The organism is Agarivorans sp. Toyoura001, assembly GCF_005405585.1.
Taxonomy (GTDB): Bacteria; Pseudomonadota; Gammaproteobacteria; order Enterobacterales; family Celerinatantimonadaceae; genus Agarivorans.
The window spans coordinates 369,667-389,019 of sequence record NZ_BJEQ01000001.1; the positions used below are offsets into that span (position 1 = coordinate 369,667).

A 19,353-nucleotide genomic window follows, 5' to 3' on the forward strand; every position below is an offset into this window, starting at 1 on the left:
TGCGCCTCTGTGAGACACTGCAAACTTGAGTAAGTTTCAGTTAAACTAGCTTATACTCCAATTTTTCTTTTAACTACGTATAAGAGCGCATCTATGGAATACACTAGCGATGTTCTAATAATAGGCAGTGGCGCTGCAGGCTTAACTATGGCCTTAAACTTGGCTGATTATGCCAAAGTCCACGTGCTGAGCAAAGGGCCACTGAAAGAAGGTTCCACTTATTATGCTCAGGGCGGTATCGCCGCAGTGTTTGATAAGAATGACAGCGTAGAAGAACATGTCAATGATACCTTGATAGCCGGAGACGGCTTATGTGATGAAGAAGCGGTTAAATTTACCGCAGAAAACAGCAAGCAGTGTATTGATTGGCTCATTAACCTTGGTGTGCCCTTCGACCAAGAAACCGCCACTAACGGCGAATCCAAGTACCACCTTACGCGTGAAGGCGGTCATAGCCGCCGCCGTATTCTGCATGCTGCAGACGCCACTGGTAAGGCCGTTCAAAAAACCTTAGTAAGAGCAGTGCTTAGCCACCCTAATATTACTTTGCTAGAACGTTTTAATGCCGTGGACTTAATCACCGAAACCACCAGTAATGAAAAACGGGTTGTTGGCGCGTACGTTTGGAACCGTAATAAAGAACGCGTAGAAGTAGTTAAAGCCAAATTTGTGGCAATGGCGACTGGCGGCGCCAGCAAAGTTTATCAGTACACCAGTAACCCAGATGTAAGCAGCGGCGATGGTATTGCCATGGCCTGGCGTGCAGGTTGCCGTGTGGGTAATATGGAATTTAATCAGTTCCATCCAACCTGTTTATTCCATCCTGAAGCGCGTAATTTTTTACTTACCGAAGCGCTTCGTGGTGAAGGAGCCTTATTAAAACGTCCTGACGGCAGCCGTTTTATGCCAGACTTTGATTCACGCGAAGAACTCGCCCCACGTGATGTTGTGGCTCGCGCTATCGATTATGAAATGAAGCGCCTAGGTGCCGATTGTGTATACCTTGATATTAGCCATCGTGACGATGAATTTATTGAGCTTCACTTCCCTACTATTCTCAAACGCTGCTTAGAACTGGGCATTGATATTCGCAAACAATCAATCCCGGTAGTGCCCGCTGCCCACTATACATGTGGTGGCGTGGTCACCAACCTGCAAGGCGAAACCGACTTAGCCAACTTATACGCGATTGGCGAAGTGGCTTATACCGGTTTACATGGCGCTAACCGCATGGCCAGTAACTCTTTGCTGGAGTGTGTAGTGTTTGCTCATGCCGCCAGCCAGCACATTAAGCAGCACTTAAATGATGTTGAGCTTTGCCATCAAATACAACCTTGGGACGACAGCCAAGTGAGTGATTCAGATGAAGAAGTTATTATTAACCACAACTGGCACGAACTGCGCTTGTTTATGTGGGACTACGTAGGCATCGTTCGTACTAATAAACGCTTACAGCGAGCAATGCGAAGAATTCACTTGCTGCAGCAAGAAATTTTTGAGTACTACTCAAACTTTAAAGTGGGCAATAATTTGCTAGAACTACGTAATTTGTTGCAAGTTGCTGAGTTAATTGTAGGTTGTGCCATGCGCCGCCATGAAAGTCGCGGCCTGCATTACAATCTAGATTATCCAGATAAGCTAGACAAAATTAAACCCACTATTTTAGACCCAGAAACCTTCTACCAAGAAGATGATAACGACGCTTAAACGCGCTTTAAAAGGCTTACTACGGTAAGCCTTTTTTGTCTCTGTCGCTCTCTAAAGCAGGAGATAGTTACTAAGCTTGCGGGAAGTTGATAACAAAGCACAGCTGGCGGTAAACATCATTGGGTAAGCTGTCGGCAAAAATCACTTTGATAGTAGGCTTATCTTGAGTGCTAGAAACCACCAAACACGCTCCAAAAGCTACCCGAGAATTGGCCAACCATAAGTGCTTAACGTGATGTTCACCTTGCTGATACACAATCTGCTCAGCACTAAAGTACCCACTAGGTTGGTAATGCCACCAATGGTAAAAAAAGCAGCTTGTCGCCAAAAGGCACAAAGCAAAGAGCGGCATCAACTCAGGAAAAGCTAACAGCAAAGTAACTTGCAGCAAGCCATTGGCGAAGACTAAATAGAAGTAGCAGCGCGAGCGCGCTGCCGAGAACTCACACTTTGACGCGCTTGAGAATAACATCAACCATGTCTGCGAGTTGTTGATCTTCACATTCTTTGTGGCCCATAAACCAAGCGAACAAATCAGGATCGTCACAAGCCAATAAACGTTTAAAGGTTTGTTTTTGCTCGTCGCTTAATTCGTCATAAGCCTCATCAACAAAAGGCATAAACAACACATCAAGCTCTAACATTCCCCTACGACAGGCCCATTTTAAACGTGACTTATTTTCCTGCATGTTGTTCCTTGTAGACATGAGTTACACTGGTCAGCAATACTGAAGCCCATTAAAAGGCTTATTAGCGGCGCTGTAAAAGTATTAACGAAGATACCATTTCAGCCACCAAATTACACCTTAATAAGCTTGACCTAGCTCTCAACGGAAGTCGACTATGTCTCAACAAACTTTATGTACTTTGCCTCCATTATTAGTTCAACCATTAGACCAATGGCACTTGGTTAGAGTGAGCGGCGAAGATGCTAATAGCTACCTACAAGGCCAATTGAGCTGTGACGTAAATAGCTTATCTCCTGGTCAACAAAGCCTTGCTGCTCATTGCGATCCAACGGGCAAAATATGGTCGGTACTGCGTTTACTGCGCCTAGAGCAAGACTACCTCTACCTGCAGCCTCAATCCTTGGCTGAATCTCAGTTAAAAGAATTAAAAAAGTATGCGGTATTCTCAAAAGTAAATATCGAAACCGAAACCACCTTACATACCACGGCAGTAATGGGCAGCGAAGCACCGCATTACATTGCCGAGAAGTTTGGTGAAGAAATTGCTAGCCATGGCGGATTAATCGAACAAGGTATTTGTGTGCATATCGACGGCCCTAAGCGCCGTTATTTGGTGATTACCGAAGCGGCTGACTGGGGGCAAGATGCACCGAGCAGTGATCTAGACGCTAACGAGTTGTGGCGAGCACTGCAAATTGTGTCAGGCTTGCCTACCATTGAGCAGCAAACTCAGCAGCAATTCATTCCTCAAGCGCTTAATTTGCAGCACCTCGATGCACTAAGCTTTTCTAAAGGCTGCTACACAGGCCAAGAAACCATTGCCCGCGCTAAATATCGTGGAGCCAATAAACGCGCTTCGTTACGTCTTGCTGGTCATGGCAATACATTACCCAAAGCGGGTGATCGCTTAGAGCAGCAAATGGGTGACAATTGGCGCGGTAAAGGCACTGTGTTACAAGCGGTACAACTTGAGCCTGGCTATATAGAGTTATTAGCGGTGCTTAATAATGATACCGATGCAGAAGCTAAGTTTCGCTTAGCAGGTGATGAGCAAAGCCTGTATACCATCGCCCAGCTTCCTTATAGCTTGGTAGAGTGAGCAGATTATAACTGTCGAGGTACACGAAAATGGACTTACAAGAGCAAATTGAATCACCCTGTATTCGCCAGTGTACCCTCGATGGTGAAGATGTTTGTGTCGGTTGCTTTCGTCGTCTAGATGAAATTTGTGCGTGGACAGGGGTAAATAACGAAGCGAAAAAAGCCATTTTGAAGCGTTGTGAGCAACGCCGAAGAGATGCCCCTAAATGGCATATAGAGTCTTTGCCTATTAATCGCTAAATACAAAAAAGCCGCTGCGTAACCAGCGGCTTTTTATTAAGCAATAAACTTAACCAAAGTCGCCGTTTACATAACCACGGGTTCGCTCGTCTACTGGTGCTGTAAATACTTGCTCGGTGTCGCCATGCTCAACTAATTCACCCATCCAGAAAAATGCAGTTTTATCTGAAATGCGTTTAGCCTGCGCCATAGAATGCGTAACAATCACAATGGTGAACTTTTTACGCAGCTCATCCATTAACTCTTCAATTTTGTGAGTCGCGATAGGGTCTAGCGCGCTGGTTGGCTCATCCATCAAAATCACATCGGGTTGAATAGCAATAGTACGTGCAATACACAAACGCTGCTGCTGACCACCAGACAAACCAAATGCTGGGCTGTTTAAACGATCACTCACTTCATCCCACAATGCAGCGCTACGAAGTGCCGTTTCTACAGTTTCATCCAAGACCTTTTTATTGCGGATCCCTTGGGCCTTTAAACCATAAGCTACGTTCTCGTATATGCTCATTGGAAACGGGTTAGCTTTTTGAAAAACCATACCTACTTTCATACGCAGTGCTGCTACATTGCGATCTTGGTAAATGTCTTTACCTTCTAGTTTTACATCGCCCTTAATGGTGACGTTCTCAATTAAATCGTTCATACGATTTAAGGTTCGTAATAAGGTAGATTTCCCACAACCTGAAGGGCCAATTAACGCTGTAACCTTCTTTTCAGGGATCGGTAAGTTAATGCCTTTTAATGCGTGGGTGTCGCCGTAATGTAAATCAAGTTCTTTAACGTCAAACTTATTCATATCAATCTCTTAGTAAGCAGCTTTGTTGAATCGACTCGCGATCAATTTAGTCAGTAGGTTAATAGCAAGCACCAAAATAATAAGTACGGTGGCAGTTGCGTAGGCTTGATTCCATTCATTAACAGTGAACAATTCTTGGGTTAATTTGTACAAATGAACCGTTAAGGTACGGCCAGAATCCAGCACTGATTCAGGGATTCTGGTTACCATACCTGCGGTTAAAAACACCGGGGCAGATTCACCGATAATTCGACCAGTACTTAAAATAACTGCTGTCACAATACCCGGCATCGCAGATGGCAAAATCACTCGCCAAATAGTGTAGATTCGCGAGCTACCTAAACCGTAAGACGCCTCACGGTAAGATTGTGGAACGGCAATCAGCGCTTCTTCTGTGGTTCGAATAATCACTGGCAAAATCAATATAGCCAGCGTTAACGCGCCAGATAAAATTGAAAAGCCTAAACCTAAGGTCACCACAAAAAAGGTCATACCAAATAGGCCGTAAATAATTGACGGAATACCCGCCAATGACTCTGTACAAAAACGAATAATTTTAACTAATTGACTGCCTGGCTTGGCGTACTCGGTTAAGTACAGCGCGGTCATAATGCCAATGGGCGCAGCAATAGAAATGGATAACACCACCATATAAATGGTGGAAACAATCATCGAGAAAATCCCCGAAGTTTCACCAATAGTAGTGTACGCAGAGCTAACGAACTCCCAACTAACATGGCTTAGGCCGTTGCTAAGAATATGCCAAAGCATCCACGCTAAAAATAAAATGGTCATGCCGGCTCCGCCCCAAATAAGGCTTAGCGCAACATTATCTTCAATACGACGGCGCATTACTTCACCCTCTTACGGTTTAATACAAGCAAACTAGTATTTAGCAGCATCACAAACACCAATAGCACAATACCGGTTGAGTACAACGAACTTGCATGAATGCCTGTTGCATAAGACATTTCCAAAGCAATATTCGCCGTTAATGAGCGAGCTGAATCCAGCAACGAACCTGGCATAGCTGTTGAGTTCCCCATGACCATAATAATGGCCATGGTTTCGCCTACTGCACGTGCTACCCCCAACACAACACCCGCCAAAATACCCGAGCGCGCAGCCGGCAACATCACTTTTAAAATAGTGAACATTGGCGATGCACCTAAGGCATAAGAGCCTTCTTTATAGGTTTTAGGGATGGCGCGAATCGAGGTTTCAGCAATAGTAATAACCGTGGGTAAAATCATCACCGCCAGTACAACTATACCTGCTAACAACGTACTACCGGCTGGCACATTAAAGGTTGATTCGATGGCTGGTACGATAATCACTAAACCAAAGAAGCCGTAGACAACAGAAGGGATACCCGCTAACAACTCAACCGCTGGTCGAATCATGTTAGCTAACCATTTAGGCGCGACTTCTGCTAAAAATATCGCGGTTAACAAGGCAACCGGAACACCAATGACTACCGCACCTAAAGCCGATACCACCGAAGCAACGATCATTGCTCCAATGCCGTATAGCGCAGGTGGATACCAATCTACACCTAATAAGAAATTGGTTAAGCCAGCAAACTGAATCGCCGGTAAACCTTCAAGCACCAAAAAGTAGCCAATAGTGGCCACTGATATCACGCCAATTAATGCACTCACCAAAAATAGTAAGTTAAAAATACGACCAACCCAGTCGACCTTTTGAGCAGACTGGTTAAGCGCATCTATCAGCGCCGGATTTTTAAACTCAAATTCTTGAGTTGGAGCAGCAATCGTTTGATTCATTTTATTTTCATTCCAAAATCAACGTACAACAAAGAGGCATATTGCTATGCCTCTTTTCTTCGTTTCGAATAGGAAACTTAGTTAACTTCGATGTAGCCTTCTTCAGCTACAATGGCTTGGCCAGCAGTACCCATGATGTAATCAAGGAACTGTTGTGCTTCAGCGGCTGGCTGGTTGTTTACCAACAATACGAATGGGCGGGCAATACCGTAAGCACCAGACTTGATGTTGTCTTTAGTAGCAGCAGCACCTTCAATAGATACAGCAGCTAATGAACCGTCAACTGAACCTAGAGAGATAAAACCAATAGCGTATGGGTTGTTAGCCACTAAGGTTTTGATAGCACCATTACCACTAGCCACTTGAGCGCGTGGAGAGATGGCAGTAACAGTAATATCGTTAATTTTTCGGGTTAGACCCATGATGTCTTCAAATGCACCACGAGTACCTGAACCTACTTCACGCGTTACTGCCACGATAGGTTGGTCAGCGCCACCTACTTCTTTCCAGTTTTTAATCTCACCCATGTAGATTTTTTTAACTTGCTCAATGCTTAAATCTTTTACTGAGTTAGCATTGTTAACCGCTACTGCGATACCGTCCATCGCCATAATCACTTCTTGAGTGCTTTGGTTTTTCTCTGAATCTTTAACATCACGAGAAGACATACCAATCATGCTGGTACCTTCTTTAGCAGCGCGAATACCAGCAGACGAGCCAGTACTTTGTACTTCAACCACATCGTGCTGAGTAGCCTGATACCTCTCAGCAAGTACTTCCATGATGCCAGATACTGAAGTAGAACCTGAGACCGTAACAGTGTTACTAGCAAATGAACTTGCAGCAAACAACATAGAAGCAGCACTTAATGCCGTGATTAACTTGGTTTTCATAAGATTTCTCTTCGCAATTAAAAATTAACAATCAGTTTGTCTAAGTCGGGATGCATTGAAACAACCCAATATGACAAAAACATTACAAAAAGAACTTTTGGGAAATGTTTCAGGTTATTTATAGATTTTTTATCTATTCATATACCTAATTTACATGGTATTAACCACAAATCGCTAAACAATAAGAAGCTTGTGACTAAAAAAAGCATATGATTCAGATTATTAAGCCGGTACTCCACCTTCGCAGCGATACATCAGGTAATAAAAAAGGCGTAAGTAATAATTACTTACGCCTTCTAACATGTGACGGTGTTTTTAACTTAAGAGCCACGCCAGTTGCGTACTCTTGCGGTATCAAGGTGGATAAAACCACTGCGTGGGTAATACCCCACCCCGCCTAATTTCAACTCTAGTGCCGCGCGATGAACTTTAGCTAAGTCATACCCCTGCACCCTTAAGTCGATGGCTTGCCCGGTCATATGAAAACTCTTCTTCGCCACACCGCCACTTTTACTGCGTAGCATTTCGTTAGTTGCTGGCGAACGATATCCAGAAATAATGTCAAACTTAACATTGCCACCAAGACGTTCTTGAAGCAGTGCCATTTGCATATATAGCGCCTTATCCATATCGGTGGCTTCATTGCGCCTAAAATCTCGCAACAAGCTATCTAACTGCTTTACTTCTTTCTCTTGAAACTGACCATCTTTCCAAAAACATACCTCACAACTTTCATTGGTATGTAAGCTAGTCATACTTAGGAAGCGCTCGCCAGGTAACTCTCTAGCAATACTTGAACTTGCGAAGCTTTTTGGTATTCCAAGACCGATTAACCCAGCGCTCAAACCCAACAACAACGACCGCCGTTTCATCTTTCGGTCTAACATTTACACTCACCCCAATAGATCAAAAAACCACCATTTTGGAGCAAAATACCGATAAGAGACCTAAAAATCAAACAAAGCACTAAGAAACATTTGCCTTATGCAAGCAAACATTGTTTACACAGTTGGATTAAGCTTCTGTTAAATTGAGCTTTTTTAGCTTGCCAGAGCGCTTTCGCTAGCTTCAAAGTTATAAATATCTTTTCGATAATGCAAACCGCCAGAGCCATCAAACCACGAAGTAAAATAAACGAGATAAACAGGGACCTTTTGCCTTAAAGGCACCCATTTGGGCTCTCCTTTAGCAATTAAATGCTGTTTATACTGATCACTATAACCGGCTTGTTTTAACAAGGTAGCCGCTAGTATTTCAGCCGCTTCCACTCGAACACATCCTGAACTAAACGCTCGTTGCTGCTCCGAAAATAATTCAGGTGAAGAGGTATCATGCAGGTATACCGCAAATTGGTTATCAAAGTGGAACTTGTAAGCCCCTAAGGCATTACCTGGCCCTGGACGCTGACGCATACGATATGGGAAAGCACCAGTATCTTTTACCAGAGTCCAATCAATCTGCTCACTTTGTACTGCGGCTCCGTGATAATCAAACAACTCAAAACGTTGTTGCTCTACATAACTAGGGTCACGGCGAAGCTTAGGAATAATGTCTCTACGCACAATGGTTCTAGGTACGTTCCAGTAGGGATTAATAACCACACTGCTAATTTCACTCACTAATAGCGGTGTGGCGCGTGAAGCTCGACCAACCACCACTTTAGATTGAAACACCTCTGCACCTTTGTTCATATACGTCATTTGATAAGCAGGCACATTTACCATTATTCGTTGCTGGTCAGACACTAGCATAAAGCGTTGTAACAGTTGTTTTCTCAGTAAGTTTCTAGCCAACATTTTAGAGCGATGAATCGGCTTAAAGTTAAGCCAATACAAAGTATCGTTGCCCACAATACCATCTGCTTTTAGCCCATGCTGTGCCTGAAACTGTTGTAAGGCGTTCACTGTAGCTTGGTCCATTAGTTCTGCTTGGTCCAAATCGTCACTAAACTGATTAGCAATATCAAACTCAGCTAAACGTTGGCGTACTAACGGAACCCGAGAGTCGCGGCCTCCAGCATGAATCAGCTGGCCGCGCTTAATGTTATCTGCAGACTGACGCTGCTGCTGAGCATTGACCCAATATAAAATCTGCTGGCGATAGCGCAAACGCTCTATGTCAAGCTCACCTCTTAAGCCGGTTAGCTGCTGGTAAAGATCGCTACGGCTTAATCGTGCTAACCACGGCTCATCAATTAAAATGTGTAATGGCGTCGTCGCGATGTCATTTAATGCCATGCTTTGGGCGTAATCTAAACGCATCAGCTGCTGGCTAAAGGCCATCACACCAAGATAAGCATCGGTATACAAAGCTTCCCATTGTGGGCTGTCGTTATCTACATGATTAATTTGCCTTAACCAATCACTAAGCTGCTTAGGCCCGCCCGCGAGACTTAACTCCAGCAGTAACCATTGTAATTGGTCACGTGCATTTCTTGCCTGAGGGTAGCCATACCATAGAGGCTCCGGATGAAAGTACTGAATTGACTGCTGAAGCTGTGGGTAACGCAATTGGTAAGCGCTAATATCGGTAACGAGCAAGTTCGATTGCGGATCATAAGGAGGCCAATTAAGCCGACTGAGTAAACGTTCTCCAAGGCCCACTTCATTGGTTTGCGCACCTTTAACAACAATAGAATGACTTGGCATTGCTGTGCTGTTGCTCGGCTGCTGATTGGCTTGTTTAAATACGTTTTGAGGCTCGTCACTCGGCCCCAGCAAACTCACGCTAGCGTATACATTAACTGAAAATAAACTCACCAATAGGCTAAACAGCAACCTTCTCACCCACTACTCCAACACCAACTAATACCTTTAAAGCTTAGTGTCTAAGTGGGTTTGGCAGCACAAAAAAACATGACATTTTTATGTCAGCGCTTTAAGTCTATGAGATCGTTTAGAAAGAAGAATTTGGCCCGGCTAAAAAATCTAACTCGGCTTGGCTAGACTCCCTACCTAGTATTTTATTGCGGTGAGGGTAACGACCAAACTGCTCAATAATCACTTTATGTTTCAGTTCAAATTGATAGCTTTGCTCTAAACCTGTTTGATTAAACAGGCATTCAGCTTGTTGATGAACCAACAAAGATTCGCTATGCATGTAAGGCATATATAAAAAGTTTCGCTGTGAACTTGCTAGCTGCTGATCTTGGCCATTACTCACCGCATGCTGTGCTAAGGCGAGCGCTAAGGAATCACTGGCAAATGCTTTAGACGAGCCGCGATAAATGTTTCTAGAAAACTGATCAAGTACAATCACTTCAGCTAAACAGCCTTCTGCACTCTCACGCCAGCTAAACAATTCACATTGTGTCGCTTGTTCAAACAAGGCGCTAAAACGCTGAGAAATAAGCTTGTCTAAGCCTTCATCAACACTAAACCATTGCTGGGGACTTAATTGCTCAAACCAAAACTCGAGTACTTCTTCATACTTCATCTTGATGCCTTTTTGTCCAAGTTAACAACCACAATCACCTTGTAAGGCCCATTGGCATTGCTGATAGTTTTCTGCCGTAGCAATTTGGCTTAGATACCCGACTACTTCACAGCCTGGTTCGCCCCAAGTACAGCCTGGTCTAATCATATTCTCAAGCTGTATTGAAGTCGCGTGATAGCGAAAACCTTGCAGCGAACGATAACCAGGCTCAATTAACAGGGCGCTAGGCCGCGCCCCCCAAAGGTTCACCAATTTACCATTGCGCATCATTATTGGATTCGTGCCATCAAGGTCAGTTTGCAACACAATGCTTGGCCTAATCGGCGGTTTAGCGGGGAAGTAGTAACTACAACCACAACCCATACGTTGCTCACTAAAAGGAATAGCCGCCAACTCACAGGCCGCTATAAACGAACTAAACAAAGGGCTCAATAACAACAAGCAAATCTGAACTTTTATCATGCTTTATCCAACGGGCTGAGTTTGTAAGCGCAGCGGCGCGAACCAGTAACAATATGTTCAGTGCGCTCCACTTGGCACTCTACAAACAGCTTTTGCAGCATTTCTAACTCTGAGCGACACAAACCTTGGCACTCGGTAGCGGCTACACATATTGGGCAATGGTCCTCAATAAAATAGTAATCTTGCTGATCTTTTTGCCAGCTAGCCATGTAACCTTCTTGGCTTCGTTTGGCACTGAGTCGCTCAAGTTTATCGGCTATGTCCGTGTGCCCTGCTAGCGCTTGTTGGTATGCACTAAAGCTTTGTTGCTCGCGATGACTAATAAGCTGTTCCATGCCTGCATCACCAAACACTTGTTGTACCGCGCCCAACAACTGAACACTTAAATCACTATGGCAATCGGGGAAACGGCCATGGCCTTTATCAGTAAGTTGCCAGAACCGAGTGGGCCGACCTACTTTTACTTTTTGGTCAAAATGTTCAATCAAGCCCTCTTTTTCAAGACTTTGTAAGTGCTGCCTTACACCCATACTGGTTATAGCCAGTTGCTCGGCCAACATCTTTACCGTTTGGCCACCTTGGCTTTTAATACGGTATAAGATGTTATCTGTGGTTTTCATGGGAAATTCCTAAGGCTTGAATAATCACATTATTGTCATTGCCAACATCTTTGTAAAGTTAGAACTATATTAAGTCCTTAGGCAGAAACCCAAACTAAAAGATAAAACTTAATCAGCGGAATCAAACACCTTACTGCGAATAGCTTCTATTTGTTGCATTGCTTGCTTAGCATCAATTCGCTGCTCCAAAAAATCAACCATCACTGCCATAGCTGGGCTGGCAAATTCTCTTGGGCTATCACGATCAAAAAACTGCGACACACCTTTGGCATTACGCAGCAACTGCTCGCCTTCTTTTATAAATTTGTCGCTACTAGCTGGCGCGTTGAGCAATGGATTAATTTTGCCTAGGTCTTGGTTAAGGGCAACTAAAGCTTGGCTTGAGACTAAGAAATCTAAAAATTGATAAGCCGCTACATTTCCTTCAGCTTGCTTATGAGCCACAATCACATCAATTGGGGCTTCCTCATAATAGTCTTGTCCCGCTTTGAGTGGCGGAAACGCCGCAAACGCTAAATCATTTGTTACCCGTTCTGGCACCGTAGCCACAAAGAAATTACCCATTAGTACTGACGCGGCTTTACCACGATACATCGCCGGAAGCGCTTGTTTCCAACGCAGCTGATCGCTACTAGGAATGAAACATTGAGCGGAGATGGCTTGCTGCCAAAAGCTAAAAACCTGTTCAACACGAGGATCGTAAAATGAGATTTCCCCGGCTAACAATTGCTGATGAAAAGCTAAGCCATTCAGGCGTAAATTAATATAATCAAACCACCCCGCTACTGGCCACGCATCTTTGGTTCCAATGCTCACCAAGTGCCTACCCTGTTTGGCTAACTCTTGGCAAGTGTTTAGCAGTTGCGGCCATGAGGTAAAGGTATCTGGATAGTGGCGAATCATCGAATGACGATAATAAAATCCCCACTGATAATAATTAATTGGCAAAGCAAAGTGGGCTTGATTCAGCTGAGATGCTTGCTCTGAAGATGCACTAAACTTTTCGCTCCACTCACCTTTTTGCCACCAAGAGCTAATATCAAGCAGATAGTCCTCTTCGGCGAGTTTACGTAAGCGCTCCCCACCAAACCAAAAGAACAAATCACCTTCGCCGTCGTTACTTTGCAAAATGCTTTCAATGTTTTTTTTGTAGTATTCGCTTTCGTAAACAAGGGTTCCCACTGCCACATCTGGGTAGTTCTCACTAAATTGCTCAATCAAGCGTTTATAGGCTTCACGCTGTTTGCCACTGCTAGGCATTAAAACCAAAGTAAGCGATTGCGATTGAGATAAAGCGAGTGTTTCCACTCCCAACTCTTCAGCAGCATCACTCGTCGTTGATATCAGTAGCCCGCAAATTACGCTCGCTACCAAACGAAAAGATTTAACCATATAAAACATAAGGTAGGTAGTCTCCAGTGCGAAGGCCTGCTTGGCGCTTAAGTGTGCGAATAAAATGAGTCGTACTCAGATAATTGAGTTTATAGGCAATTTCAGTAATCGTCCTTATTACCTTGTTAAACAATTAATCTAAGGCATGCTGAAAATAAGCATGCTAGCCTCTTCCTAAATACTGTGCTGTTAGCAAAGTGGGAGTATAAAAGAAGAGTAACTTTCTCATCAGCCAATCATTTGCAGTATTTACTAATGTTTTCTTCTATTTGCTGACGACAACTTTGGTTATAGCGAGTATCGATTTCTTTAATCAGATTGTTGTAGGCATCAAAGCTTTCTTCATAAGCCTCGAAGGCACTGTCGGCATTGCCTTTAAGGCCCTTATCAGCACAATTTTCATGCACGGCATACCATGCATCGGTTGCCATTTCAGCCTGACTTAATACCTTTGCTAGCGGCGCGTCATTAATCGTGTTCAATTGCTTAAGCTTACCGGTAAACAGGCTGCATACTTTTTCACGCGGCATGTCGTAATCCCAAGAACACGCTTCAACATATTGCTCACTCAAGGCTTTAATATCACCCCGTAAGCGCTCGTTTCCGCGAGAGGCATTGTCAAAACCAGCGTTATCACAGGAATTAGCCAAAGCCACACCAGATAGGCTTGAAACAATTAGAGCAGTGAGTATTTTTTTCATCTTCATCCTTAAAGCTGAAAGAGTATTAATGACAGCTTTCTTATCAATATTGCACATCATAACTAAGCCCTTTAATAAAAGCTAAACAACTTAGTAAGTTGAATAAGCGAATGAGATCTATGAAGAAATCTACAATAGTTAAGCACTAATGGAGCACTAACACATAAATCAACTTGGTTTTTTGTGGTTTTAGCACTACCGAATAACTAACATCGCCATAACAAATAAATCGTCTAAAAATAGCGCTATTTTATTCTTATATACGAGCAATTATCTACGCCAAACAAAAACCATGCTAAGGCTTAATTACAGGGTGATTCACTCAGTTCACCATTGGTGTTAAATCTTATCGACTAGATTTCACTTAATTTACAATTTTTTATCTGGTCAACCAATATCAGCTTATGGTATTTATATTAACCAACGAATGAATCGTTAGGTTTATCCATAAAATCAATCAATTAGAAAGCAAGTAGCCAAACACTAAATGCTTACTATGGTTAATGATGTGATTGCAGGATAGCAATAAACAGGGAAGCCCAGAATGAAACTACAAGTTGTAACCAGAACGCTGCTCGGTTTTGGCGTGCTGTTAGCATTACTACTAGTGGTAGCCTTAATTGGCCAACTAAACATGCGACAACTGGAAACCCAGTTGGATAACACAGTCAGTCGATTAGCACCAATGGCTGAACAAGTTAATCAGCTCTCTGGGCTATTACTTAACTCTGCACGTAAAGTCGGCTTACACAGTAGCAGTCAACATGCCGAACAGTCACAGCAGCTAGAACAAGAGGTATCAAGCTTGTTTAGTAGTTACAGTCAGCGAATGAGTTCCCTGTCTCAGCTGGCTAAACCTTACCCAGCAATTCTTGATGGTTTACGTTCACTAGATCAAGATGTGAGCAACATTAAAACCACCAGCCTGGCCCAGTTAACCTTAGGTAATGAAGCACTCCAAGCCCAACAAACGCTAACCAACCAACGTCAAAACTTCACCAACAAATGGAAGAACTTTCCAGGCGATATGGAGTTTATGATTGAAATGGTGGAAGAAAATGCCGAGTGGGTAGTGACCGGCATGCAAGCAGATATAGGCGCGTTCTCTGCTTCATTAGAAAAACTGTTTTACGCTCAAAACGAAGCTCAATTTAACTCATTATTCAGCGTAATAAACAGTTACAACTCGTCACTGCAAGAGAAGCAACAACAACTCATCAAGCTCGACCCTGGCAGCGCAGAAGAGTTAAGTAGCTACTTTGAACTGCTTACTCAAGCATTTGCTAGTAATGGTCTATTTGATCATTTAAAGAACCAGCAACTCATTCTTACCCGTCAAAATCAACACTTAGTTCAGCTCAATCAACAAACCGACACGGTATTGTTGCAGCTAGACGATCTATCAAACCAACTCAGTGAGATTATTACCTCCGCTCACCAAACGGCTCAGCAAAGTGCTAGCTCCGCACTAATCCAAACATTGGCGGTATTGCTGTTTTCAGTGTTAGTGACCGTATTAGTCGCGTGGAGTGTAAGCCGCCATATTCGAATTCCTTTAGGCCACACCCTTAGCCAAATAAAACGTATGGTTGATGGTGACTTTAGCGCTTACCAAGGGAAACCATCTAATGATGAATTTGGCCAGATTGCCACGCAACTGGTTCATTTAAGTGAGCAAATGAATCACGTGGTTAGCCAAATGAATAACAACGCTAAACAGCTTGCGGCAAGTGCGGAAAGCGGCTTAGCAACCAGCCAACACTCTCACAAAGTAATTCAAGAACAACAAGACCAAAGCCAATTGGTGGCCGTAGCAGTAAGCCAAATGGAAGTAGGCGTAAATGAAGTATCTGAACAGGCGCAACAAAGCCGAGACGATATTGGCCAAGTGAATCAACTTACTGGTCAAAGCCATCAAGCGGCTCAATCGACCCTAGCCACCACTAACCAATTACAAACTACGGTGGTGGAAGCCAGCCAGCAAGTTAGCGAGCTTAAACAACAAAGTGACGACATTAATCGCATCGTAGATGTTATCCAAGGCATTGCCGAGCAAACTAACTTACTAGCCTTAAATGCAGCCATTGAAGCTGCTCGTGCTGGAGAGCAAGGCCGAGGCTTTGCCGTGGTGGCCGATGAAGTGCGCGGCTTAGCCACCCGAAGCCGCGAAGCAACCCAAGAAATTCTTAGCATGATTGAGCAACTACAAGGTCGAGCACAACAGGCTATGGACATGATGGTACAGGGTGAAACCATGGTGGGCAGCTGTATTGAAGAAGCCGAGCAAAGTTCGCAACAGCTAGAACAAGTCGCCCAGCTGTTAAGTACCGTTCAAGAACGCAGTGAGGCAATTGCCAACAACGCCCAAGATAAACACACCGTGGCCTTACAAGTGGCGAATAATGTGGAAAAAATTGTTGAGCTTAGTGAATTGGCCAACCGCGATGCCAATCAAACCCAGCAAGTCAGTGAGTCATTACAACAGCAATCGCAGCAGCAACTTAGCGAACTGTCGCATTTTAAACTGAGTTAGCTATACATCACTAACTCAGTAAACCACCGGCAAAAAAAAGTGGCCAATACTAATGTGGCCACTTATTTCTTCCCCTTAAACCAATGCTCTTACCCAACCAGCGATACAAAGCTGTGCACTTAAAAGAGTGTAACTCCCTACTCTCCTTTCGCTCAAAGGTAAAATAGAGATAAAAGCACAACTTCAGAAACTCATCGTTCGACTAACTTGGTTAACCACTACAAAATTTATAATTACTGGTAAGTTTTACCACCATGCTTTAACCAACCATGCTCATGGTTATTTCTTGGGTCTTTATGTGTCCAATGCATAACGCCGCCCTGATGGTTCCACTCATATTCACCATAAAACGCTACCGTATCACCCTCTTTTAAATAAGGGATACGCGGCGCTAAATCAATATTGTGTGCCACCAGTAGGGTTTGGCCGCTGTCTAAACGCAAAATAAACTTCTGATGCCTAGAGCCTTTATTATCATCGGGAAGTATCCGCTCAACAACGCCAGAGCCTTGCAATTGGATGTCGCTTTGTTGGTAATCATAGGCTTGTTGTAACGCGCTATCATTAGCCCAAATAGCGGGCGAACACAAACTAAGCGCCAGTGATAAAAACAGAATAAGCCCTTTCATTTTTCACATCCTTTTGTAATAGGCAATAAGCCACTTTCTATGAATAGCCAATAGAAGCTATTATTTAAACCATCAATAGATTACCTAAAAGCCAAATTAAAATCTCTAGGAGTAAACGGCATCTAACAGCGCTTTGCTTTTTTTAACATAGCCCTCGCATTACATAGCGGTTTAAGAGGAATATTTTGAGATAGCGTTAGTCGCGACCCATTCATCTAGATCAGACGATGCGCCAGAAATACCGATTGCCCCCATCACTTGTTGTTGCTCAACAATAAGCACGCCGCCTGGTAAAGGAATAAACTCACCGCCCGTTGCCCCGTTAATAGTTGCAGCAAACATTTCTGGCAGTACCTCTGATTTAACCAATTGATAAAACTGCCGAGTATTAAATCCCATGCCTAATGCTGCGTGAGCTTTGCCTAAGGCAATTTGATAGCGCTGAGTCCCTACACCGTCTTCACTAACCATGGCTTTTAGGTGTGCACCACTATCCAGAACAACAATCGACAAAGGCGGTAATGCCTTGCCTCTCGCTAACGCTAGAGACTCTGTGATTAGGCTACGGGCTTGGCGTAAAGTAATACCGCGATTATTCATTAAGTTCCCCCCAAAGCCAGCTAGAGTTATTGCCGTTTTTTAGCTCCCAAGAATCGTGTATTAACTTAGCAGGCTGTGCTCCTGCTGCGCCTAAAGCAACAAATAGCGGCCTTAGATGCTCATCTCGCGGATGTGATTGCTGAGCGCCAGGCGCTAGCTGACGATAATTAAGCAAGGCTTGAATGTTGCACTGCTCCACTGCGTGCTGAAGCCACTCTACAAACGCCAGTGCCCAGCTATAGGGTTCACCTTGGTAAGCCAACGCTGCCAAGTTATGCGTAGCCATGCCAGAGGTGACCAACATGATACCTTGAGCCCGTAAAGCAGCCAGTTGCTCACCCAGGGCATATAGCTCCGCCAAGCTTGCGTCACGAGGCAAACTTAGCCCAACCACTGGCACATTTTGCTTGGGGTACATCAAGTGCAGTAGCGACCACGCGCCATGATCTAAGCCCCGCTTGGTTCCCGCAACGTGTGGCAAACTCCGTTTAAGTGTTTGGTGCAACCATTCAGGGCTGTCAGGCAAATACTTAATTTGGTTTAACGCATTAGGAAAGCCCCAAAAGTCGTAAATCGTTTCTAGCTGCGCTTGCTGAGTAAAATGCAAACCGGTAGTTTCCCAATGGGGAGACACTACAACAATCGCTTTTGGGGTAGCTATTCGCCCCGCTAAGCTTTTTAAAAAGGTATTCGCAGGGCTACTCTCCAGCACTCGCATTGGCGAACCATGAGATAAAAACAGTACCGGCGCTAAGGTGTTGTTCATAAAGTCACCTTATTAGCGGGCAAGAAGGCTAGCTTCGGCCCTATCGGCACTATACCGCTAGGATTTAAAGCTTTAACTGAATAGTAACCTTGCTTGATGTGCTCAATATTTACCGTTTCCGACACGCCTTGAAGCACATAAATACGCTGCAAGTAATCACTCAATAATGAGTAATCCTGCAATTGCTTAAGGTTACATTTAAATGCACCTACATAAGCAGCGTCAAAACGTACCAAGGTAACAAACAGCCTTACATCAACTTCGCTCAACTCATCGCCTAATAGGTAATTGCGGCCATCACTTAAACGTTGTTCTAGTGTTTCTAAGCCCGCAAACAACCTACTCACTGCCTCTTTATAAGCGGTTTGGCTTTGGGCAAACCCCGCTTGATATACTGCATTGTTAATATGCTCGTATAACCATGGATTAAGTTGATTAATATCTGCCAACCAATGCAGGGGACGCAGATTAACACTGGCATCTCCCCATTGGTCAAACGCACTGTTTAGCATTTCGATAATGTCTGCCGATTCATTATTTACAATGGTGTCGGTAAATTTGTCCCACAACACTGGCACAGTGGCTCTACCAGAGACCTTAGGGTCCGCATGCGTATAAAGCTGATGAATAAACTGCTTATGGTGTAAATGGTCTTCACTCGCGCCCTTTAGCCCCGTAAGCCCTTTGCCAGCAAAACCCCAGCCTTGCTCAGTAATGCGCGGGTCAACAATGCTAATACTAATCACCGATTCCAGTTTTTTGAGCTTTCTCACCATTAAGGCTCGGCTGGCCCACGGGCATATTAAGGCCACATAAAGATGATAGCGATTCGGTTCAGCTTTAAAGCCTGCCCGCCCGGTTCTACCTGCGCTTCCATCTTTGGTAACCCAATGTCTAAAACTGGATGCTTGGCGAATAAAGTCGCCGTTTTCATTGGTTTTTTGATAAGGGTCCCAGGCCGCTTGCCACTCGCCATTCATTAACATATTCGTTCCTTAG

At 44.0% G+C, this 19,353-nt stretch carries 21 protein-coding genes; 4 read left to right on the forward strand and 17 right to left on the reverse strand.

All coding sequences use genetic code 11. The features are described from left to right. Positions 1 to 93: 93 nt before the first annotated feature. Positions 94 to 1,707 (forward strand): L-aspartate oxidase, encoded by a 1,614-nt coding sequence (gene nadB, locus FFR00_RS01705; RefSeq protein WP_137671627.1) that lies wholly within the window; start codon positions 94 to 96, stop codon positions 1,705 to 1,707. 70 nt (positions 1,708 to 1,777) lie between these two features. Here nadB and FFR00_RS01710 read toward each other — a convergent pair whose 3' ends face one another. Beyond that, entirely contained in the window at positions 1,778 to 2,179 is a 402-nt protein-coding gene (locus tag FFR00_RS01710; RefSeq protein ID WP_137671628.1) for a protein YgfX, read from the reverse strand. Continuing rightward, a complete protein-coding gene (locus FFR00_RS01715) occupies positions 2,151 to 2,396 on the reverse strand; it encodes a succinate dehydrogenase assembly factor 2 (protein WP_137671629.1) in 246 nt (81 codons plus the stop codon). The genes FFR00_RS01710 and FFR00_RS01715 overlap by 29 nt, the downstream gene beginning before the upstream one ends. 154 nt (positions 2,397 to 2,550) lie before the next feature. Between FFR00_RS01715 and ygfZ the strand changes: the two genes are divergently transcribed. Together ygfZ and FFR00_RS01725 are read left to right on the forward strand one after the other, a co-directional pair. Next, positions 2,551 to 3,495, forward strand: a complete 945-nt coding sequence (ygfZ, locus tag FFR00_RS01720) for a tRNA-modifying protein YgfZ (protein WP_137671630.1) — start codon at positions 2,551 to 2,553, stop codon at positions 3,493 to 3,495. Between the two features lie 29 nt (positions 3,496 to 3,524). Then, positions 3,525 to 3,737: a DUF1289 domain-containing protein gene (locus tag FFR00_RS01725; RefSeq protein ID WP_137671631.1), complete on the forward strand. Its 213-nt coding sequence runs from the start codon at positions 3,525 to 3,527 to the stop codon at positions 3,735 to 3,737. A gap of 49 nt (positions 3,738 to 3,786) precedes the next feature. Here the strand turns inward: FFR00_RS01725 and pstB are convergent, their stop codons facing one another. The 11 genes from pstB to FFR00_RS01780 all read right to left on the reverse strand — a co-directional run bounded on the left by pstB (position 3,787) and on the right by FFR00_RS01780 (position 13,826). Beyond that, positions 3,787 to 4,536, reverse strand: a complete 750-nt coding sequence (pstB, locus tag FFR00_RS01730) for a phosphate ABC transporter ATP-binding protein PstB (RefSeq protein WP_137671632.1) — start codon at positions 4,534 to 4,536, stop codon at positions 3,787 to 3,789. Positions 4,537 to 4,545: 9 nt separating this feature from the next. Further along, positions 4,546 to 5,388, reverse strand: a complete 843-nt coding sequence (gene pstA, locus FFR00_RS01735) for a phosphate ABC transporter permease PstA (protein ID WP_137671633.1) — start codon at positions 5,386 to 5,388, stop codon at positions 4,546 to 4,548. Beyond that, on the reverse strand, positions 5,388 to 6,323 hold the full coding sequence (gene pstC / locus FFR00_RS01740; protein WP_137671634.1) for a phosphate ABC transporter permease subunit PstC: 936 nt from the start codon (positions 6,321 to 6,323) through the stop codon (positions 5,388 to 5,390). The genes pstA and pstC overlap by 1 nt, the downstream gene beginning before the upstream one ends. 77 nt (positions 6,324 to 6,400) lie before the next feature. Beyond that, entirely contained in the window at positions 6,401 to 7,216 is an 816-nt protein-coding gene (locus tag FFR00_RS01745) for a phosphate ABC transporter substrate-binding protein (protein WP_137671635.1), read from the reverse strand. 320 nt (positions 7,217 to 7,536) lie between these two features. Beyond that, positions 7,537 to 8,103: a DUF882 domain-containing protein gene (locus tag FFR00_RS01750; protein ID WP_161985067.1), complete on the reverse strand. Its 567-nt coding sequence runs from the start codon at positions 8,101 to 8,103 to the stop codon at positions 7,537 to 7,539. A gap of 153 nt (positions 8,104 to 8,256) precedes the next feature. Then, positions 8,257 to 10,002, reverse strand: a complete 1,746-nt coding sequence (locus FFR00_RS01755) for a murein L,D-transpeptidase (protein ID WP_137671636.1) — start codon at positions 10,000 to 10,002, stop codon at positions 8,257 to 8,259. Between the two features lie 109 nt (positions 10,003 to 10,111). Further along, positions 10,112 to 10,651, reverse strand: a complete 540-nt coding sequence (locus FFR00_RS01760; protein ID WP_137671637.1) for a DUF924 family protein — start codon at positions 10,649 to 10,651, stop codon at positions 10,112 to 10,114. A 21-nt stretch (positions 10,652 to 10,672) separates the two neighbouring features. Continuing rightward, positions 10,673 to 11,113, reverse strand: coding sequence for a hypothetical protein (locus tag FFR00_RS01765; RefSeq protein WP_137671638.1), 441 nt, complete (start codon positions 11,111 to 11,113; stop codon positions 10,673 to 10,675). After that, positions 11,110 to 11,733 (reverse strand): metalloregulator ArsR/SmtB family transcription factor, encoded by a 624-nt coding sequence (locus FFR00_RS01770; protein WP_137671639.1) that lies wholly within the window; start codon positions 11,731 to 11,733, stop codon positions 11,110 to 11,112. The genes FFR00_RS01765 and FFR00_RS01770 overlap by 4 nt, the downstream gene beginning before the upstream one ends. A 108-nt stretch (positions 11,734 to 11,841) precedes the next feature. After that, entirely contained in the window at positions 11,842 to 13,041 is a 1,200-nt protein-coding gene (locus tag FFR00_RS01775) for an ABC transporter substrate-binding protein (RefSeq protein ID WP_161985068.1), read from the reverse strand. Positions 13,042 to 13,361: 320 nt separating this feature from the next. Next, positions 13,362 to 13,826, reverse strand: a complete 465-nt coding sequence (locus FFR00_RS01780; RefSeq protein WP_137671641.1) for a hypothetical protein — start codon at positions 13,824 to 13,826, stop codon at positions 13,362 to 13,364. 544 nt (positions 13,827 to 14,370) lie between these two features. Here FFR00_RS01780 and FFR00_RS01785 point away from each other — a divergent pair. Next, positions 14,371 to 16,359 carry a methyl-accepting chemotaxis protein gene (locus tag FFR00_RS01785; protein WP_137671642.1) on the forward strand — a complete coding sequence of 663 codons (1,989 nt, stop codon included), beginning with the start codon at positions 14,371 to 14,373 and terminating at the stop codon, positions 16,357 to 16,359. Between the two features lie 233 nt (positions 16,360 to 16,592). Here the strand turns inward: FFR00_RS01785 and FFR00_RS01790 are convergent, their stop codons facing one another. The 4 genes from FFR00_RS01790 to FFR00_RS01805 form a co-directional block, all read right to left on the reverse strand. Next, positions 16,593 to 16,988 carry a DUF3465 domain-containing protein gene (locus tag FFR00_RS01790; protein ID WP_137671643.1) on the reverse strand — a complete coding sequence of 132 codons (396 nt, stop codon included), beginning with the start codon at positions 16,986 to 16,988 and terminating at the stop codon, positions 16,593 to 16,595. 171 nt (positions 16,989 to 17,159) lie between these two features. Continuing rightward, positions 17,160 to 17,588: a heme-binding protein gene (locus tag FFR00_RS01795; RefSeq protein ID WP_137671644.1), complete on the reverse strand. Its 429-nt coding sequence runs from the start codon at positions 17,586 to 17,588 to the stop codon at positions 17,160 to 17,162. Beyond that, positions 17,581 to 18,354, reverse strand: a complete 774-nt coding sequence (locus FFR00_RS01800) for a class III extradiol ring-cleavage dioxygenase (protein WP_137671645.1) — start codon at positions 18,352 to 18,354, stop codon at positions 17,581 to 17,583. The genes FFR00_RS01795 and FFR00_RS01800 overlap by 8 nt, the downstream gene beginning before the upstream one ends. Next, the gene (locus FFR00_RS01805) at positions 18,351 to 19,340 is read right to left on the reverse strand and encodes a glutathione S-transferase family protein (protein ID WP_137671646.1); all 990 of its coding nucleotides are present in this window, start codon (positions 19,338 to 19,340) and stop codon (positions 18,351 to 18,353) included. The genes FFR00_RS01800 and FFR00_RS01805 overlap by 4 nt, the downstream gene beginning before the upstream one ends. Positions 19,341 to 19,353 lie beyond the last annotated feature (13 nt).

Excerpts from the sequence above, each read along its gene's own strand:
- nadB (WP_137671627.1), top strand. The coding sequence starts at position 94 with ATGGAATACACTAGCGATGTTCTAATAATAGGCAGTGGCGCTGCAGGC.
- FFR00_RS01710 (WP_137671628.1), bottom strand. The coding sequence starts at position 2,179 with ATGTTATTCTCAAGCGCGTCAAAGTGTGAGTTCTCGGCAGCGCGCTCG.
- FFR00_RS01715 (WP_137671629.1), bottom strand. The coding sequence starts at position 2,396 with ATGCAGGAAAATAAGTCACGTTTAAAATGGGCCTGTCGTAGGGGAATG.
- ygfZ (WP_137671630.1), top strand. The coding sequence starts at position 2,551 with ATGTCTCAACAAACTTTATGTACTTTGCCTCCATTATTAGTTCAACCA.
- FFR00_RS01725 (WP_137671631.1), top strand. The coding sequence starts at position 3,525 with ATGGACTTACAAGAGCAAATTGAATCACCCTGTATTCGCCAGTGTACC.
- pstB (WP_137671632.1), bottom strand. The coding sequence starts at position 4,536 with ATGAATAAGTTTGACGTTAAAGAACTTGATTTACATTACGGCGACACC.
- pstA (WP_137671633.1), bottom strand. The coding sequence starts at position 5,388 with ATGCGCCGTCGTATTGAAGATAATGTTGCGCTAAGCCTTATTTGGGGC.
- pstC (WP_137671634.1), bottom strand. The coding sequence starts at position 6,323 with ATGAATCAAACGATTGCTGCTCCAACTCAAGAATTTGAGTTTAAAAAT.
- FFR00_RS01745 (WP_137671635.1), bottom strand. The coding sequence starts at position 7,216 with ATGAAAACCAAGTTAATCACGGCATTAAGTGCTGCTTCTATGTTGTTT.
- FFR00_RS01750 (WP_161985067.1), bottom strand. The coding sequence starts at position 8,103 with ATGTTAGACCGAAAGATGAAACGGCGGTCGTTGTTGTTGGGTTTGAGC.
- FFR00_RS01760 (WP_137671637.1), bottom strand. The coding sequence starts at position 10,651 with ATGAAGTATGAAGAAGTACTCGAGTTTTGGTTTGAGCAATTAAGTCCC.
- FFR00_RS01765 (WP_137671638.1), bottom strand. The coding sequence starts at position 11,113 with ATGATAAAAGTTCAGATTTGCTTGTTGTTATTGAGCCCTTTGTTTAGT.
- FFR00_RS01770 (WP_137671639.1), bottom strand. The coding sequence starts at position 11,733 with ATGAAAACCACAGATAACATCTTATACCGTATTAAAAGCCAAGGTGGC.
- FFR00_RS01780 (WP_137671641.1), bottom strand. The coding sequence starts at position 13,826 with ATGAAAAAAATACTCACTGCTCTAATTGTTTCAAGCCTATCTGGTGTG.
- FFR00_RS01785 (WP_137671642.1), top strand. The coding sequence starts at position 14,371 with ATGAAACTACAAGTTGTAACCAGAACGCTGCTCGGTTTTGGCGTGCTG.
- FFR00_RS01790 (WP_137671643.1), bottom strand. The coding sequence starts at position 16,988 with ATGAAAGGGCTTATTCTGTTTTTATCACTGGCGCTTAGTTTGTGTTCG.
- FFR00_RS01795 (WP_137671644.1), bottom strand. The coding sequence starts at position 17,588 with ATGAATAATCGCGGTATTACTTTACGCCAAGCCCGTAGCCTAATCACA.
- FFR00_RS01800 (WP_137671645.1), bottom strand. The coding sequence starts at position 18,354 with ATGAACAACACCTTAGCGCCGGTACTGTTTTTATCTCATGGTTCGCCA.
- FFR00_RS01805 (WP_137671646.1), bottom strand. The coding sequence starts at position 19,340 with ATGTTAATGAATGGCGAGTGGCAAGCGGCCTGGGACCCTTATCAAAAA.